Here is an 18,572-nt window from a genome sequence, read left to right on the forward strand (position 1 = left end):
TTCTAATTCAATAAATTGTTGTTGTTATCATATTGATGCTTCATTAATTTTATCGTATCTATGACATTAGGAATGTCATATACTAAAGCCGAACTAATCTTTTTAACACTTAACGCCATATTTTTCGGTCTATTTGCTTTAAATTCTATGCTATCAACACTAACTCTGTTGATATTTTCATTAGGCAATTGGAATGTTTCAGCCATTTTTTTACCAAAATCATATTTTGAGATACTATCACTACTTACGCAATGATGCAGTCCAAATATAGGTCTTTCAATTATCTTTCCGATAATAAGCGATAAATTATCAACATGTAATGGGGAAAAATACACATCATAAAATAAACTTAATGGTACATTACCAATCAAGCTTTTAAGTATCCATTCGGCAAATGAAGTATCACCTTCCTGCGTCCAACCAATAATATTTACTCTAAGAACTAAGCCGTTATTCATCGATTGCACAGGCCTCTCTCCCATGAGTTTAGTTTTTGCATAAACATTGAGTGGATTTTCCAAGTCGGATTCACTATATGCGCCCCGCTTCTCTCCGTCAAACACTGAATCAGTTGAAATATAAATCAGCCTGCCGTCGCTAGAACCCAAATAATCCGCCATCGCTTTGGTTGTTTCAACATGAAGTTTGGTTGCTAGCTCAACATTTTCTTCACAGGTATCTACATTGACGATTGCAGCGCAATGTATCACTACATCCAGTTTAGACTTTTCTAGCCATTTATTAAGTAATGCAATATCTGTTAAGTCAAAACAATCCCACTCAATATTATCACCCTCTATACCTTTGCTTCTTGAAGTTGCAAATACTTTGTGTTTCTCTGATAAATGAGCAACAAGTGACGCGCCTAACATTCCACTTGCACCTGTAACTCCTACCTTCATCAATTCAACCTTGTAAACCCACCGTGACAAACAGGTCCATCTAATAAAGAATCTACCGATAAGTCACCATTTTCACAATCAGCTATCACTTTAAAAATCGGGTCTAATATTTGGAAATAATTATCTATCTCTTGTATCCCATGCTCTGTACAAACATAGATTACATTTGAAGCAAGAATATTGTTTTTTAGCATCTCTTGAGTTATGTAAGTTTTATACTTTAACCAATCATCAGATTGAATACCAAATCCAATCATAGACGGTAAACCATTAACCTTAATAGGTAATTGATACTTTTCACCTAAGTTTTTCCATTGATTGCCAATATCTTTGCCCGTATTAGTTATCAATTCCCATGACTTAGTTTTATCCATAACCTCTAACGTCTTTAATGCGGCTGTAGGCCCAATTCTTTCAGTCCAAAAAGTGGAGCTAATAAAAGTACTTTGAGCAACATCCATTACTTCTTTTCTTCCGATTACAGCAGTAATAGCATACCCATTACCCAAAGCCTTCCCAAAAACAGCCATATCTGGCTCAATGCCATATAATTTATGAAGCCCGCCATTGCTTTGTCTGAAGCCAGAAGTGCACTCATCAAAAATCAAAATAATATTATTTTCACTTGCTATCTTTCTTACCTTAACCAAAAAATCATCTTGAGGTTCGTCATTGCGAGAGACTTCCATTTTTATAACGCCAATATCATGATTTTGTATAATAGTTTCTAGCTCATCTATGCGATTATAGTTGAATGGAACCACACTGCCTTTAAGGTCTTTAGGAACACCTTTAGGATTTAAACCTGGTAAGAGGTGCCCTGTAAGATTATCATCGTCTTCTAGATTTGCGGATAAATACCAATCATGCCAACCATGGTAACCACAAATAGCTACTTTATCTTTACCAGATGCAGCCCTTGCTATTCTAATTGCTATTGCATTTGCCTCACCACCTGTTCTTGCCAAGCGTACCATATTTGCCCAAGGGTGAAGCTCAATCAATTTTTCAGCAAGATATACCTCTTCTGGACAGTTAAATGTAGACATGTTTCCTTTTTTAACAACATTTATAACTGCAGCATCCACTTCATCATTACCATAACCCAAGATGTTTGTGCCAATTCCCATTATTGACATATCGGTATATTCACGCCCATCCAAATCCCATACTTTGCAACCTTTAGCCTTGCTAAAATACGCTGGCCAATGATCTGGAAGAAACATTTCACTTCTCTTGGATAGCAGCATATTCCCACCTGGAATAATACGCTTAGCTCTTGACCATAATTTTTCCCCAGTACTCATAACCGCCCCCTCGTTGCGAATTAAATGCTCATTTACAGTAAATAATTTTGGTTTATTTTCTTTTAACTCTATTATTTTTTTCCATGAAAAATTTATTTCTGGGTGAAAATAATTAAAAATATTTTGCACTACAGTAAAGTCTTCAGGCTCATCAACTGTCCATCTTTCTGCAGAAAAATCCTTAGAATTTTTTAGATAAAATTTCTTAAAAGTATCAGAATTGATAATATAAGGCGTTACATGCTCTCTCTGAAAGTCTTCTTTTCCCTTTTTATGAGCTTCTTCTAGCGCCTTAATTGAAATAACTTCAACATCTAACCCATCTGGATAAGTAGGTGGCTCACGATTACTAGCATAATCTACATTAGAATCAATAAATCCCTCTATCACTTCATCAACAAGAAAACTATCTATCAATGGACAATCCCCAGTTATTCTGATAATAGCATTAGCTTTAAATGTTTTTGCTGCTTGAAAATATCTATCCAACACATCATTTTCCTCTCCAGAAAATACCTTATAACCCAAACTTTCAACATGATTAATTAATGGGATATTATTTTTATTATTTGAAGTGGCGAGTACTATTTGATCAATGTGCTTAGAATTAGACAGCCTATCAATCAACAACTCAATCATTGGGATATGATTGATTCTCATCATTACCTTATTAGGCAAACGAGCAGATCCCATTCTTGCTTGGATAATTGCTACAACTTTCATACTATAGCTTCCAATTTGTAGGATTTATCAGCATAGGGTCATCTATTATTAATTCATCTGGTATTGAATATTGAGGGCTTTTAGAGATAGAGGTAATTATTTCAGTTAGTTGGGACTTATTCTGTACTCCAACTATTACCTTGTTAATTTGCTCATAAGAATATGAAAAATTTAGCGTAGCACTCAACGGAGTTTGATTGGTGTCATTAATCCACTCATTAAACTTATTAAAGTAATCACTCCATTTATTAAAGTACGGATTTCTCTGATTTTTCTCCTGCAGTAATAGCCCCTGCAGAAAGACTGACCTAGAATGTAACTCCACTCCAGTTTGGCTCAGCTTATCAAGCCAACCAGATACCTCAAGCCTTCTGTCTAAAATATTAAAAGGTGCCTGAACAATATCCATCTTCATGTCGTAATTTTCTAACGCATCTAGTTCATCTGGATTATAGATAGACACACCAATTTTTTTAACAACACCATCATCTTTTAGCCTGGACAAACTATCAAATAATCGTCTTTTAGGCGTTTCAAGAAAATCAGTGGACTGATGTAATAATAACCCTGATACACTATTTACACACATCCTGCTTAAGGATGACTTAACATGGCCACTTACCCATAAGTCAATATTGTTCACATTTTTAGGAATAGGGGGTAATTTTGTTACAATATCAAATTGATTGACGCCCACCTTACCTAAAATATTTTCACTACTGCCATACACTGCTGCCGTATCAAGTGTATCAATATTATGACACTCTGCCTCTCTTAATATATCTTCAACTTCTGAAATTTCAACTTGACCAGATGTATTAGACACACCGTAATCCGATCCAAATTGCACCGTTCCAAGAGATAATTTCATTTTATTTAAAATGTCTTTGTTAGTTTTCTTAATAATCTATACATCTTTATAAAAGAACTTCCTTAGCTTAAGATTTGGATGAACATGTAATTTTCTAAACAAAAAGAAATTATAAGGAAGAAAGAAAAATACATAGTGTACAAAAGTCTTTAAACTCTTCTTCAAGAAATATAGGACTCCAGTCGGTTGAACATACTTTTTTAATCTTGGACTCACTATAATAGAATTTTTATTTGATAAAACATCAATCCAATCTTGATTGAATTCAACTATATTCTTAAACTCAAGGTGTTCATAATTATTGTCTAGACTGAATCTGAAATGTATGTTGCCTCTAAATGAGTTACAGATTCCACGATGTAGAATAGCAGGGTCAAAAAATAGTATATTACCGGCCTTGCACTTCGGGTAGATAGACCCCTCTATCCTATCCGAGGAGCGTTGTTTTATCTTTTCTTCAACCACCTTATCTTTTTCTATATGCGACATAGGCATAAGTTCAAGCCCTTGCTCATCAAATAAAAACATGCTAACTTGAAGATACATGCTATTTCCAACATCTGCATCTCTATGCCAATTGCCAATATGGCCAAAATCTTCTCGGGTTGTATGATATCTTGACAAATCTAATTTTAACCTACCCTCTCCCACTATGTCTTTAACACCTGTAATTAGGCTTGAAGAGTTTAAAAGTGCAGCCATACGCTTATCAAGAATATCTGAATGGAATGGCATTTCTATTCCTGCTATATTTACTACCTTACTAAGATAATCATCATAGACACGAAAGTATGGATACTCTCCACTTTCCGCCTGAGCAAGAATTTTTTTAAACGACTTTTGAGCATCTAATAAAACTTGTGAACTCTCTAGTCCAGATTCAATTAAAACATACCCAAACTTCTTAAAATAGTTCCATTCTTTATGCGTTAAAAATCTCATCTCTTCTCTTGCCAAACTACAAAAAACACCTTTATTATCATATTAGTTCGATAATTATATATTATCGATTTTATTGCGATTTTTCTCAATCCAATCTTGTAATATTTTAACACTCATCCACTCTTTATTACTGTCAGAACAATATATAAAGTCTGACTTAACCTTGACACCATTTCCAATTCTTTCTGGATCTTTAGCCCACTCGTTAATAGATGGTAAAATTTTATAATACTCTGGGTATTCATAAGTATAAAGTGCATCTTCTGAGCCAATCATCTGCTCATGTAACTTCTCACCTGGGCGAATACCAACTTCTTCTTGCTTGGCGTTCTTATTAACTGCTAATGCCACATCAGTTACCTTCATAGAAGGGATTTTCTTCACATAAATTTCACCACCCTTCATATCATCAAAGGTGTGCCATACTAGCTCGACCCCTTCTTCTAGAGAAATCATAAAACGTGTCATCCTATTATCTGTGATTGGCAATACGCCACCTTCAGAAATTGACATAAAAAATGGAATAACTGAGCCACGAGACCCCATTACATTGCCGTATCTTACCACTGAGAAAGACGTATCATGATAGCCACTATATGAATTACCAGAAATAAACAACCTATCAGATGTTAATTTGGTTGCACCATAAAGATTAGTAGGGCTACTGGCTTTATCAGTAGACAGTGCGACAATCTTTTTTACGCCTTTATCAATACAAGCATCGATCAAATTCATAGCACCAAATACATTAGTCTTTACACATTCAAATGTGTCATATTCGGCAGTAGGAACAATTTTAGTGGCTGCAGCATGTACCACATAATCAATATCATCAAGTGCTCGAAACAATCTATCTTTATCACGCACATCCCCAATCAAGAAACGCACTCTTGGGTCGTTTTTAAATAATTTTGCCATTTCCCATTGTTTCATTTCATCTCTAGAGAATACAACTATTTTCTTTGGGTTGTATTTTTCCAATGTCATTGGGATAAAGGCATGGCCAAAAGAGCCCGTCCCACCGGTAATAAGTATTGATTTATTTGTTAGCATATTGAATAATAATAGTAAATGTAATTTTCTTTTTTGTAGAGTAAAACTCTAAGTGTGGTAATAATACCTTACTCTGCTTACTATTTTGCTCTGAACAAATATTATGTGCTAGTAATTAATTCTAGAAGAATTTGTATGGATGCATATCTTGTTTACCAGTATTAAGAGTTAATCATTTCGTCATATGTTCCTACATCCACTGAGCCATTATTGTTTATTCTTATTATCCTATCACAATTTTTTAAGGTAGATAATCGATGTGCAATGATTAAAACTGTTAAATCTCTTTTCAGTTCGCTTACCTCTTTCATTACTGCACGCTCTGTATTATTATCCAGAGCACTTGTCGCTTCATCAAAAACCAGTATGTCTGTTTGCTTATAAAGCGCTCTGGCGATTCCTATTCTTTGACGCTGACCTCCAGAAAGTCGAATGCCTTGTTCACCTACAATGGCTTGGTAGCCATCTTTACTCTCGCCTATTAATTCATCAATTTTTGCTTGCTTTATAGATTTTTCCACTCGTTTTTTATTAATTTCATCTTTAGGAATTCCAAAAGCAACATTTTCTTCTATAGAATTGTCAGATAAATAAATACTTTGTGGAACGTGTGCTATATGCCTTCTCCAGGCCTGTCTATTTATTACTGTTATGACCTTATTATCAACAACAACCTCTCCCTTTGTTGGTTGGGTTAACCCCATAATAACATCTAATAGTGTGCTTTTTCCACTTCCAGTGGTACCTATAAAGCCAACACGCATGCCCTTGGTTATTTTTAAATTAATATTTTTCAACACCCAAGGGGTATTTTTTGAATATCTAAAACTTATGTTATTTAAAATAATCTCCTTTTTAAAAGGAATCTCTATTGATCGATTTTGAGTAGCATGAATAGGCAGGGGCTGGTTTAAAAGATCCAATACATCCTGATTAGATGATCTCGATCCTTGTATAGCACTATACGAACTGTATGCTTGTTGCAATGCCGGAATCAACCTTTGAGCTCCAAGTGCTAATGCTCCTAATATCGGAATTGCAGTTGTTATTCCACCTTGATTCTGAGTTAAAAAGTACGCAAGGATGGCGATTAAACTCATTCCTATGGACTCCATTACGAACTTAGGACTACCTGAAATAAACATATTATCTCCTGATGCTCGTCGCATAGGTAAGTCTGCATTACGATAAAGAGTGCAATAAAATTCTTGACTGCCATCTATAAGCACATCTCGGATTCCACCAAGACCCTCTTGTAATGATTTTACTATTGCATTTGACTGATAAGCCACAATACTACTATTCTGTTTAAGTTTTTTCCTGGTGAATTTAATTACAATCCCATAAAGCACACCAAAACCAACAACTGCAAAGAATGAAATTTGCATATTGATCACGAATAGTACACTTACAATCCCCACAAGCATAATTATCGAACTTACTAGAATAAGGGCTGGAGTCAGCCCCCCTTTAACTACCACATGTGTTTTTGTTACTATACCATTGATTACTTCACTACTATTTTTCAGTAAATGAACTGAGTACTCTTGATGTAATGTGCGACGATAAACATCTATACTGATATCTGCACCTATTGCATACGATAATCTGGTTGTCACATACAAAAGTGTTAGTCGTATTATTCCCGCAAAAATGGCTACAGTTATAAACGCAATGGTTAAAGGCAATATCAACTGGTCTGGTTTGGTTATATTCAAAAGCTGTATTGGATATTGCATAAGTGAATGCTGGTAAATTTGCTCTGGAGAAGTAAATACACCCAAGAATGGGAGGGTCAGACCAATACTAATAACCTCGGCTATACTAGCAATAAACATCAGTGCAAGCAACATATAAAGTTGCCTTTGTCGTAACTTTGACAAATGATGCCACAGACTTATTATTTGTTTCATAATGTATTTTTTCTATTATTAATATGGTTTTGCAACATGTGTAAAAAATATAACAGCATGCTTTTTAAGCAATTAAATTACTCTTATTCTTTTTACTCTCTCTAGCGTAATTGGAGCATGCAAATCTTCAACCGTATCTACTTCAACCCAGTCTTCATCAATCTGAACCGAAGCTACTTTGCCGCCAATACTAACTATAAATTGTAGTAAATCGGTCATATATGAGTTTTCAACTTCTTTTCCTAATAATTTTCCACTTTCAAGTGCGCTATGAAATGCTGACTTTATTTGCCTTACCCCTTCAGAAGAAAATTTCATTAATCCCATATATTGACCTTCTATTTCTTCAAGGGAACTTGGCTTTTGTCCAATCTCGCTAATTGTTCCATCTTTTCGTAATTTTAATGTTTCCGCGTCATCTAATGGATTTTCATTTCTCTCTCTCCAATAACCTTCCCACTTCTTATCAATAGTCACTGCAATATCCGCCTTAGACTTTATTAGAGCTTTCAATATATTTTTAGAATAAACTATATCTCCATAGCTCACAATAACATCACCCTCTAGCTCTTCTTCTGCTGAAAATAAAGTCCAAACCATATTTGTTTCAAAATACCTAGCATTCACTTTAAGTTTTATATCACCCCTTTTCAGCATCTCCGACTTATAACCACCAATTATTACTATGTCGTCTATTCCTTCAGATTTTAGGACTTCTAATTGCCTATCAATTAGACTAACACCATCAATCTCTACCATGCATTTTGGGCGATCTAACGTGTATGGGCGTAATCTCGTTCCCTCTCCAGCAGCCAATATAATAACCTTTAGATTTTTATTTACCATTATTTATCAACCTCTTAAATCTTTCTAAGTGACTTATTACAAGCCTACCTTCTCGTTCTGGGTGCCACATCCAAGCTTCCCATGGCAACTCTCTATGTCTAATTGCTTCTATATTTCCATCATCAGATTTAGCCAATACACTAAACACATCTGGGCAGCCTTCTAAAGCATAATTGTGATAACTATTTACTGATTCCACTGCCTTTATTGTACTAACTTTATCGTATTGTAATTTATGGCGAGTATTTACATGTCCAGACACCTTAATTAATTTTCCGCCAACATGTAATCCCATCATTTGCATTCCCCTACAAATCCCCAATACTGGTTTATTATGTTTCTCTGCCCACTTAAGTAAAAAATTCTCTGTCACATCTCTTTGAACAGCCGTTCCAATATCATTACCCCCAGATAATAATAATGCATTAATATTTAATAAATTTAACCACTGTTCTAATAATGGATGACCGCCAGATTCTGATGATACATTGACCAAATTATTTGGAATTGGAACAGGAATAAAGCCTGCATCAATAACCCACTCAACTAGCCTTTGATCTACTGAATCTCTCCATTCATTATAAGCGTTAACCTTGTCAATACGCTGAGTAATCCCAATCAATATGCTCACTATACTTTATCCAATATTTGAACTATCATCTCATCAGTAGTATATTTTTTCTTGCTATAATCAAACAATAAATCTGGAGACTTTGGCTCGTCAACATCTATATCCAAGCCGAATACGTGTCTTAATTTGCCAGAATCATAACTATGATAAATTCCTTTGGGGTCACGATTTCGCAATTCAGCAATAGGTACCTTTAAATAAATTTCAAAATAATTTGGCAAGTTCTCTCTATTCCACTTATACACTTCAGAAAACATTGAAATAGTAGCTATCACAACGGTTATGTTTTGATCAGAAAGAACACGGCAAAGATGCGCATATCTCATCGCAAGCAAAAAGCGTACGTCTTTATTATAATTTTTTTTAGTATAAGCATCCGCACCAAAAACTTCTCGCAATTGGTCGCCATCAAGATAAACAACTGCACTCCCTTTATCTTTAAGCGTATTGCTTATCTTTATACCTAATGTTGTCTTTCCAGATCCAGACAATCCTGTTATCCAAATAACCCTACTAATAATCTTATCCTTGTCAGTATAGTGGACTAACAATACCTGCAGCACAGTCAAGATGCACACGGTTTGCTTTCGTCAGTGAATTAAAACGCTGTTCGCCACATCCGATTGCTGCAGGCACTCCAAACTCTGCACAGCGAATTGCCATATGTGAATTAGCCCCTCCATATTTAGTAATTAAGCCAGATATTTTTTGTGAAAAAATCCAATCAAACCCAGGGTCAGCTCCCTCTATAACAACTATCTTTTCCTTTATTAAGACTCCATCTGTCCTAGAGTCTAAAAATACAAATGGAGCGGTCACTTCTTTATGGGTTATAAAATTTGGGTGGCTCACTTGAAATGGCACAATGTGAACTCCAGCTTCATCTGTTAAAACTTGTGGAAGACGTATTGATGCGCTAATATTGTGTTTATTCTCTTCTTGTACATATATGCATCTTAGTTGATCTTCTATAGATTTTTCATCACTTTCTTTTAATACTTTAAGTAGAGATGCCAATGGAACATGCGATATTTCATCTCGGCTTAAGCCATTATCTTCTGCAAAATTTGCAATTAATTCTAGTATATTGCTCAATATACGAGTAAATACAAACTTACCATACTCTCTACCAATTATTGCGTCATGTATATACTTCAGAAGATCATCTGCATTAATTGTATCAAAACCATCTTTTTCCAGCAGCTGATTTATTTTTTTCCGTTGCACATCTGATAATTCAAACTGCTTGACATTCTCCTCTTGATGATTAGGAATACATCCAGTAGATATAGAGCTCATCTGATCATATCGGTGTGATTTTATATCATAAGTCCCAGGGCGAAGGTGTCCATATTTTCCCATAAAATCACTATTAGAAATCCTCCCCAAATGTAAAGAATGCATATCATCGACTAATTCACTTGCTACAGTATGTACTCCAGACTGAATCTCATTAATCTCTGCACTAGTTAAGATAGACTCTTGCTCAAATGATAATAAAATAGTTTTTGCAATAAAACCATGCCTTGCCAAAATAGAAAATGGAATAGTTCCCAGCTGAACACAGTCATCAACCATAGAATACAAATTAAAAATATCCTTTTGGGCAACAAAGTCAACCTTGCTATATTTTTTGCTTAATGAATCTACCTTACTTAATGCGCAATTAATAGATCCATTACCATTACCACCAATCAGCTTTTTAGTATGTTGCACATGTAGCCGTCTAAACTCACCCTTTTCAGTTGCACTTAGTGCATCTCCAATTAGATTGTTAATTTTTTTGTCTATATCAAAACTGTAAGTTGTTATTGCTATGCCAAACTCAACTTTATCATGCAACTCTGGATTGTCTTTAAGTCGTCCAATCCAATGATTAACCAATTTTTTGGCAATCAATGGATTGGTATTTTTTGGCAAATAACTATTAAAACTTAAACGTGTATCAATAAATGGCTGACCCGAAAGCATCACCATCAATGGTTCGCCAGTTGATGTCATGTACCCCATTATTGACCTTGCCTTACTCCAAGCAGAGTCTGTAATAAGGGTTTGATAGAGTGAGGATGCTAAAGCTCTAGGAGCCCTACCTATCATCTCTATAGGATTCCAGTCTGGCATTTGCCCAAAAACGGTAACTTCTCCATATATTTTTCTATACCTCTCAAACTTGTTTTTGACAAACAATTGCACTCCGTGCAAAGTTGTATCAATAGCGTTTGTAATTGACCTGTCCCAATTTGGCTGCGTAGTAATTGCCCTAACTTGTAACAAATATGGCGTTAGATCTTTACCAAGTGCAAACTCTATATCAAGAAACTGACTATTCATCACTTGCTCAAGATCTTGAACTGCTTGCAATAATTTAATAAAACGCTCTGAACGTAGTTTGTTAATTGAATTACGGTGAATAAATATCGTACGATTAGAATACTCTCCATTGCCTGATGTCACTGTGTCAGTTAATCCAGACTCATCATCATAATTAATTACATAATATGGCGCACCAGTATTTAAATCATGAGTAAATACCACGCCACTCATGTTAATATTTTGTACCATCTCTTGCACCATAACTTCATCATTGGGAAGTATTTGACGCTTTTTTTTATAGCTAGAAATAACTGTTTGAACCCCCTTTCTTATTTCTTCTGGACTGTCTAGAGGAATGTTCAACACAGAGTCATATTCTCCAGCTGAGGAACTAGAGTTTGTATCTTCATCTTCAGCTGAAGATCTAATAACCAACTTGCTAGATTTAACGTTTTTTCTTATTAGATCAACTACCTTGGAAAAATCATAAGCCTTTATATAAAAGCTTATAAAATTTGGAACAACAAAGATTGACACTCTAGTTTGGACATTGCGCAAAGTGTCTGATTTTGATCCCAATTTACTTACCCTTGTGGTGTTTACTAATTTTAGTAATTATTATAATTCCAACGATAGAATTATAAACGTTTTCAGTATTAATAGTGACTCGCGCACATTAGCTAAACTGCAAAATATACTCTTATTTTTATCACTTCTTTATTTTTTTATTTAAAGTTATAAATGCATAAAATTTAACCATATCTAGAACCGCTCCAACAAAAAATAATGCCAAAAATCTAAGTGGTAGAATGCCTGGAAATAATTTCAAACCTTTGTCTCTTGGTAGAAAAATCCCTCTATATAAAAAATAAATTACAAAAGGGGTGGTGGTTACAATTTTAGTTATATGCGGTATGTAAAATAAAGAGTTGACTTGCCATCCTATAACTAACCCATTCCAAATATAAGCAATAAAAATAAAGTATGGGAGTAGAATAAAAACAGCTAACTGCCTCTGCCATTTGTAATATTCAAGTCCCCCAGAAGAACGGTAACTCACCAGCCATTTTTTTATCAATTTTTTAAAGTTTAATCTTAATAATCCATAATAATCAAGTACTATCACGCTATTATCAATAGATACTAAATTGAAATATATTGTTCTATTCATCCACTCAGAATCTTCTCCAGTTCTAACATTTTCAAGAAACTGGCCAACCTTATGAAAAACAGTTTTCTTTATAATTGATCCAGGAAGTGTTCTTATTGGATTTACACCATAAATAGAATCGCGAACATAAGTCATTAGCCCAGAATTATTAACAACATAGAGTGTAGAGCCCCAAATTATGTCTACCGCCTCGCCCGTATTTATTTGCTTTAAACAATTACTTAACCAATTGACTCTAGGGATGGTCATAATGTCAATGAAAGCTATATAATCACCACTTGCTTTTTCTACACCTATATTTCTAGCAGCACCTGGATTTAATGTTTCACTATGGCTAATAATATGAAATGCACACCTATTTTGACACATTGCTTGTAGTTGTTTTTTATCATAATCGTTCAATCCATATGAATCAACAATAATTATTTCTGATGGTGCGTATGTTTGATCTAGTACTGCATCAATACATTTTTCAATATCAATAGCATTGTGAGCAGAGGGTATAACAACACTAACCATGTATTTATTTTTAGTCATCTACTTCCAATTGAAACTGTATTAAATACAATTTTAAAACATGCTCAAGCCTTTTTTTAAAATTAAAGCGCATCAGTTTTGTATATATCCTGAAAGTCCAATGTTAAATTCTAGATAATTATATATTATAAATCTTAATCTACTTAATGGGCTTTGGGTATACGACCTACCACCCAATTCAAATACGTTAGAATTATTTATTATTTTTCTGGTTGGCAGCTTGTCAAACATACGTGCGTAATATCCTATTACATCGTCTTTATTATTAAACTTATTGCCAAAAAACAGGCTAATATTATCTGATTTTATTTTTTCATAATTCAAATTATGCATAAATAAGTCCTTATTTAAATCTAAGTCCTTTAATTCGGTAATTGACGCATGTTTATTATCATTATTAAGAAAAACTATTCCATAGTACGGGTCTATTATTGACCATTTGCCATTAACTTTAAAAATAGTTACCGCATCCTTGTAGTTGTCTTCATGAAACCAAATAAAAGCATCCACGCCAGCATACACCAATAAAACTGTCAAAAGATCAGAAAATTGATCCTCTGTACCAAGCCTTCTATCTATTATTGTCAATGGGTGACTATCAACCACATCAACGCCTTCTGGTATTTTTCTTATTTTATTCTGTACCCATTTTGATATATCTAATACTTTTTCTATGTCATTTTTGGAATTCTGAGTTATTTTATTAACAAGATAATCATAATTTAAATGCCTGCCATAGAAATTATATAGCTTTAAATATAATGGAATTTTGTATTCAATTATCTTGTAATTAATACCTATATATTGCGTTGTATTTTTACTTAAAACTATAAAAATGCTTACAATCAATACAACCAATAAGAGGAGTTTTATTTTTTTCATAATAGATATATCTATAAAAAATATGTTTTTAGATAATTTAAATATTGACCTTTGATTATTTCTTAATTCGATGCAAAATAAATGCCTTGAATGCAAAATATAAGCTTAAACCTATTGTCACATGCCAAGGTGCTAAGCGCATGCGATACAGAGTTCCTACATTTGGAATTGCAATAGATTGCACCAACAATATTACTGCACCAGTTAACAATACCGCTGCAATAATTATAATATTCTCGTTGTTATATTTGATAATCAGACCTATAAATCCGGCTATAAATGCAGCATATGCAACCAACATCTCAATGCCGGAAATTTTTCGCATAATCCCACTTCCAGGATTGACTCCTTGGGCAATCCACATATCAGGAAATGGTGCCAAATATCCAATTTGAATAGCTCGTGGAATATAATTTAGCACGTCTAATACTGAATAAAATCTAACGTTGGCATCAATCATACTGCCTGCATTTGGATAGCCATTGATAAAATTCTGCCTAACTCGATCAAATCTAGCTGGATACGTAACAAGTAATTTCTCCAATAGAGCTATAGAATTAGAATTTATAGAATTAGAATTTATAGAATTAGAATTTATAGAATTAGAATTTATAGAATTAGAATTTATAGAATTAGAATTTATAGAATTAGAATTTATAGAATTAGAATTTATGTGATTAGCCTTCGGTGGTGGAGCATAATAATCTTGGATACTTGAAAGCGACACACCCCACTGATGAATAAAAAACATGCCAGTTACAATAATCAATAATCGTTTATATCGTGTGGGTCTACGCCACAAAATCCACAACACCAAAATACTTACGCCTGCCATCCAGGCGATACTTACCACTTCCATAAAGTATGGCCTAACTATCCAAATCAGAAAAAGCCCTGAAATAGTTCGTAGAAAAAAAGATAAATACACTTTCCAGCCCTTTTGATCACCAGCTAGTAGTAACGTATTAAAGATGAGAAATACTCCAACTATGGAGAATATGTCTTTATGTAGCTGCCCATAAATCATCAATGAGCTAGGAAATAACAAAAGAGGCAGTACACCAACCCAAGTGTATTTATTCTCCTTAGCTATATATGAAATTAACCTGTGTAACTCTGCAACTGCAATACCAAATAAAATAGCATTTAATGGCAAATACATAAAAGGTTTAGAAACCCCAGTCAGTGCATAAATTGCAGCAGCTATCCCAGCTGGCGCCTGCCCAAAAAGCCTTAACTCCCACTTATCCCAGCCAGTTTCATTAATTTTATGTGCTGATTCTACTGCAATTTGATTGAACCAGACCCAATCTGCACCTTTTAATAGCCCATCTCCGGCGTGCAAATCTGGAAACACATATGGTAAAAAAATTAATTGCAATGAAAGCCCTAGTGTTAATGCCCATAAAAAAGCAATCAACCCTATAACGTATGATTTTGACAAATCAATATTCATTATTATTCTTCATATTCTTCATATTGAAAACTTTAAATTTTAACTAATTGTTTCATTGTTTAAAAATAGGATTAGTCTTTGACTAATCCTGTTAGTAGGCGAACTAGCTTATCTCCTGTAACATTTATACAATATTTATTCTCAATCAGCTTTCGCCCAACCCCCCCCATTTTAGCTCTCATATCTACATTCCTATATAGCCTTTCCAAAGCTTCAACCCACTGTTCATTAGAATCGGACAAAAATCCATTAACACCATCATCAACAATTTCTTTATTAACGCCTACCGAAGATGCAATAACAGGTAATCCACTTGCCATATATTGTATTAGTTTAAAACCACATTTACCACGTGCCCAAGGCTCATCTGGCAAAGGCATGATCCCAACATCAAAACTAGACAAACACTCAACTTCAATCTCTTCAGACCAAGGGAGAATTTTCAATGAAACTCCTGGCAATTCAATAGATCCTGCACCAATCAAAGTTACAATCACATTATCATTCTGACACATATGGGCCAATGCTGGGGCGATACTATATAGATACTTTGTGGTACTGGGAGACCCTATCCACCCAATATTAAATACATTTGATTGAAAATTAGATTTAAATACTGGATATTTTGATAAATCTACCACTGTAGGGATTAATTCTACCTGCTTGGATCCAGCAGAATGTGCATAATTAGCTAAATATTTATTTCCCACAATAACAATATTTGCAGATCTCATAACAGAACGAATTTTATTTTTAAATAGGATACGTATTAAAAAACTTTTGTGCGCATCATATCGATGGAATATAGCATCATCATAGTCAATTATCAATTTACACCCTTTATATTGAAATAACCATTCAAAAATTGCAGGAAAAAATGGTATCAATTCATATTCAATAACAACAACTGAATGGCTTGATGCACGTAAAATTGCGAGTAGGCGACGAATAAATAAACCAAAAACCAATAAGAATGGGGTGATTCCATTTTTATATTTTTCAATAAGGTATCGTTCACTAAAGAGTGGAGATATTTCATATTCCAGCCCAGACTTTCCAATCATCGGCAAATATTGGAGACTTCTGTAGCGACTGCTGGCGCCATTTCTATCATATTTTGTTAAAAAAAATATTTTCTCTTTCATTCGCAAATATAACAATAAAACATTATCCTATTGCTTCGGTGTAGATCTTTCTATAATTATTAATCCCAAATTCCAAAGAAAATATCTTTTCTGCAGTATCTCGACAGCGTTTATGTATTTCCTTATCAAGATATAAAGAATTAAGATTATCAATTGCATCAGAAATAGATGTCGCATCAATTCCATCTAAAACAATGCCCACTCTATTTTGTGTAACAACATCTGCCACATCTCCAACACCACGATTCACCACTACCGGCATGCCAGTCGAAAGAACTTCTGCCAGACGAGTTGGAGAGCGCCCAAGTTCAGACGTCTCACCCCCCTTATAGAACATTGTAGATATTGAATGCTCCTTGATTGCATTCGGAATATCTTGTGGCAAACATGAAGATATCTTCAAGCGCCTTCCTAATACATTCTTTGGATCAACAAGTGATTGGATTATTGTGGGATCGTCTTGGGATATTATCTCGAAAGTTGAATTTTGATCAATTTCAGCTAATTTATTAAACCAAATTGAAAGCCATTTAATGTCAAACCATCCGCTCAATACAGTACCAATACACCCATGTACCATGGATTTATTTTCTTGGGATTTATCATACACAAGCATAGGAAATTTATTCAAATCGACACAAGTAGGAATTACAACCAGCTCTTTATTTTTCAATTCTTTTGAGTATTTCTTATTAAGATATTTAACAGATGCATTTGTCAAAGTAACAACAGTAGATGCGTCACGCAAACACAATCGTTCAATTAAAATTATTATTTTATGTAAAAAAGAATTTCGATTAATGCGTGACGATGTTATCAACTCTTCAGGCCAAAGGGCACGCATATCAAAAATAAAAGGAACTTTGGTAACTTTATATACAATCCATGCGACGGCAGCAGGCAAGTATGAGCGCGCATGGATAAGTTTAATACTATCTTTTTTTACCACTTTTAAACAAAGAGTGAGAAATTTAATCATACTCCATGCCGATCCAATCAAAGTAGGGTGATATCTATAATATTGAGGATTCCAACAAATTCCAAGTGACTGGCATTCTTTTTTTAATCTTTCGAATCTATCAGAATTATTAACATCTTTTTCCTTTTCAAAGGTTATAAGAGAAATTTTATAGTAAGATGACAAACCTCTTAAATACGGCATAACCTGGCTCTGACCCAATGGCTCTAGAAGCCCATTACGAGTGATGTACAAAACTTTATTCATATAATCGTATAGTATCTTTTAGTTTAAAAAAATCCTAATCACAAAGATTTTTAGTTACCCACTGTCTATCTTTTTCTCCAGAATATATCAGTTTTATTTTTCCTGAATCGATAAATTCCTGAACGGCCTTATAAACACCATGGTGCTTATGATGAGGATCAGGGTACCAATCATCTCCTGCAATAACCCCTCCTTTTTTTATTTTTTGACAGAGTAAGCCTAGCTCAATAGTAGTATGCTCATACTCATGTGAAGAATCAATATACGCCCAATCCAAACTATTTGACTGGAATCTTTTTAATATATCTATGTCGCTATCTACATACAATTTAACCAGTCCACTCTCAATATCTTTCTTAAATTTTCTCAATATATTGCGTAATGCATTAATTGTACTCTTATCACCTGATGCCCACTCCCACTGAGCCTCATATTGGTACCATGGATCAATTAAATATAACAACTTTGGCTTTGTATTTTTTAATAAGACCTCGGAAAACCTGCCTTTAAAAACACCTAATTCAACACCAATGCCACCCTTAGGTATGTATTTTTCTAGTGCTGCTATTCTAATATTTATATTGGATTTGGAAAGATAGCCTTCTAGAAATTCAAATCTTACAATATATTTTTTTATAAATTTTATAATCATTTT

16 protein-coding genes are annotated in these 18,572 nt (G+C 34.1%); all 16 read right to left on the reverse strand.

Annotated features, from left to right (window positions below; genetic code table 11):
• Positions 1–2: 2 nt before the first annotated feature.
• Positions 3–902, reverse strand: a complete 900-nt coding sequence (locus tag SP60_RS02220) for an SDR family oxidoreductase (protein WP_053951088.1) — start codon at positions 900–902, stop codon at positions 3–5.
• Positions 902–2,932, reverse strand: coding sequence for an aminotransferase class III-fold pyridoxal phosphate-dependent enzyme (locus tag SP60_RS02225; protein ID WP_053951089.1), 2,031 nt, complete (start codon positions 2,930–2,932; stop codon positions 902–904). The genes SP60_RS02220 and SP60_RS02225 overlap by 1 nt, the downstream gene beginning before the upstream one ends.
• 1 nt (position 2,933) lies before the next feature.
• Positions 2,934–3,803, reverse strand: coding sequence for an aldo/keto reductase (locus SP60_RS02230; protein WP_053951090.1), 870 nt, complete (start codon positions 3,801–3,803; stop codon positions 2,934–2,936).
• A gap of 36 nt (positions 3,804–3,839) precedes the next feature.
• The gene (locus SP60_RS02235) at positions 3,840–4,760 is read right to left on the reverse strand and encodes a phytanoyl-CoA dioxygenase family protein (RefSeq protein WP_144418571.1); all 921 of its coding nucleotides are present in this window, start codon (positions 4,758–4,760) and stop codon (positions 3,840–3,842) included.
• Between the two features lie 39 nt (positions 4,761–4,799).
• A complete protein-coding gene (gene pseB, locus SP60_RS02240) occupies positions 4,800–5,798 on the reverse strand; it encodes a UDP-N-acetylglucosamine 4,6-dehydratase (inverting) (protein ID WP_053951092.1) in 999 nt (332 codons plus the stop codon).
• A 161-nt stretch (positions 5,799–5,959) separates the two neighbouring features.
• Entirely contained in the window at positions 5,960–7,651 is a 1,692-nt protein-coding gene (locus SP60_RS02245; protein ID WP_233487281.1) for an ABC transporter ATP-binding protein, read from the reverse strand.
• Positions 7,652–7,783: 132 nt separating this feature from the next.
• Positions 7,784–8,557, reverse strand: a complete 774-nt coding sequence (locus tag SP60_RS02250; protein WP_053951094.1) for a phosphocholine cytidylyltransferase family protein — start codon at positions 8,555–8,557, stop codon at positions 7,784–7,786.
• Positions 8,547–9,188, reverse strand: a complete 642-nt coding sequence (locus tag SP60_RS02255) for a gamma-glutamyl-gamma-aminobutyrate hydrolase family protein (protein ID WP_082319620.1) — start codon at positions 9,186–9,188, stop codon at positions 8,547–8,549. Before SP60_RS02255 ends, SP60_RS02250 begins: the two co-directional genes overlap by 11 nt.
• Positions 9,188–9,766, reverse strand: coding sequence for an adenylyl-sulfate kinase (locus SP60_RS02260; protein WP_335337619.1), 579 nt, complete (start codon positions 9,764–9,766; stop codon positions 9,188–9,190). Before SP60_RS02260 ends, SP60_RS02255 begins: the two co-directional genes overlap by 1 nt.
• Complete coding sequence (locus tag SP60_RS02265; protein WP_053951095.1) at positions 9,720–12,080, reverse strand: PEP/pyruvate-binding domain-containing protein; 2,361 nt, start codon at positions 12,078–12,080, stop codon at positions 9,720–9,722. Before SP60_RS02265 ends, SP60_RS02260 begins: the two co-directional genes overlap by 47 nt.
• A 130-nt stretch (positions 12,081–12,210) precedes the next feature.
• Positions 12,211–13,209 carry a glycosyltransferase family 2 protein gene (locus tag SP60_RS02270; protein WP_053951096.1) on the reverse strand — a complete coding sequence of 333 codons (999 nt, stop codon included), beginning with the start codon at positions 13,207–13,209 and terminating at the stop codon, positions 12,211–12,213.
• A 72-nt stretch (positions 13,210–13,281) separates the two neighbouring features.
• Positions 13,282–14,091 (reverse strand): transglutaminase-like domain-containing protein, encoded by an 810-nt coding sequence (locus SP60_RS02275; protein ID WP_053951097.1) that lies wholly within the window; start codon positions 14,089–14,091, stop codon positions 13,282–13,284.
• 55 nt (positions 14,092–14,146) lie between these two features.
• On the reverse strand, positions 14,147–15,547 hold the full coding sequence (locus SP60_RS08380) for a hypothetical protein (RefSeq protein ID WP_053951098.1): 1,401 nt from the start codon (positions 15,545–15,547) through the stop codon (positions 14,147–14,149).
• A 71-nt stretch (positions 15,548–15,618) separates the two neighbouring features.
• Positions 15,619–16,692, reverse strand: a complete 1,074-nt coding sequence (locus SP60_RS02285) for a glycosyltransferase family 4 protein (protein ID WP_053951099.1) — start codon at positions 16,690–16,692, stop codon at positions 15,619–15,621.
• Between the two features lie 22 nt (positions 16,693–16,714).
• Entirely contained in the window at positions 16,715–17,917 is a 1,203-nt protein-coding gene (locus SP60_RS02290) for a glycosyltransferase (protein WP_053951100.1), read from the reverse strand.
• 34 nt (positions 17,918–17,951) lie between these two features.
• The gene (locus SP60_RS02295) at positions 17,952–18,569 is read right to left on the reverse strand and encodes a class I SAM-dependent methyltransferase (protein ID WP_053951101.1); all 618 of its coding nucleotides are present in this window, start codon (positions 18,567–18,569) and stop codon (positions 17,952–17,954) included.
• Between the last annotated feature and the right edge of the window lie 3 nt (positions 18,570–18,572).

Origin of the sequence: Candidatus Thioglobus autotrophicus (genome assembly GCF_001293165.1) — a bacterium.
Lineage (GTDB): Bacteria > Pseudomonadota > Gammaproteobacteria > PS1 > Pseudothioglobaceae > Thioglobus_A > Thioglobus_A autotrophicus.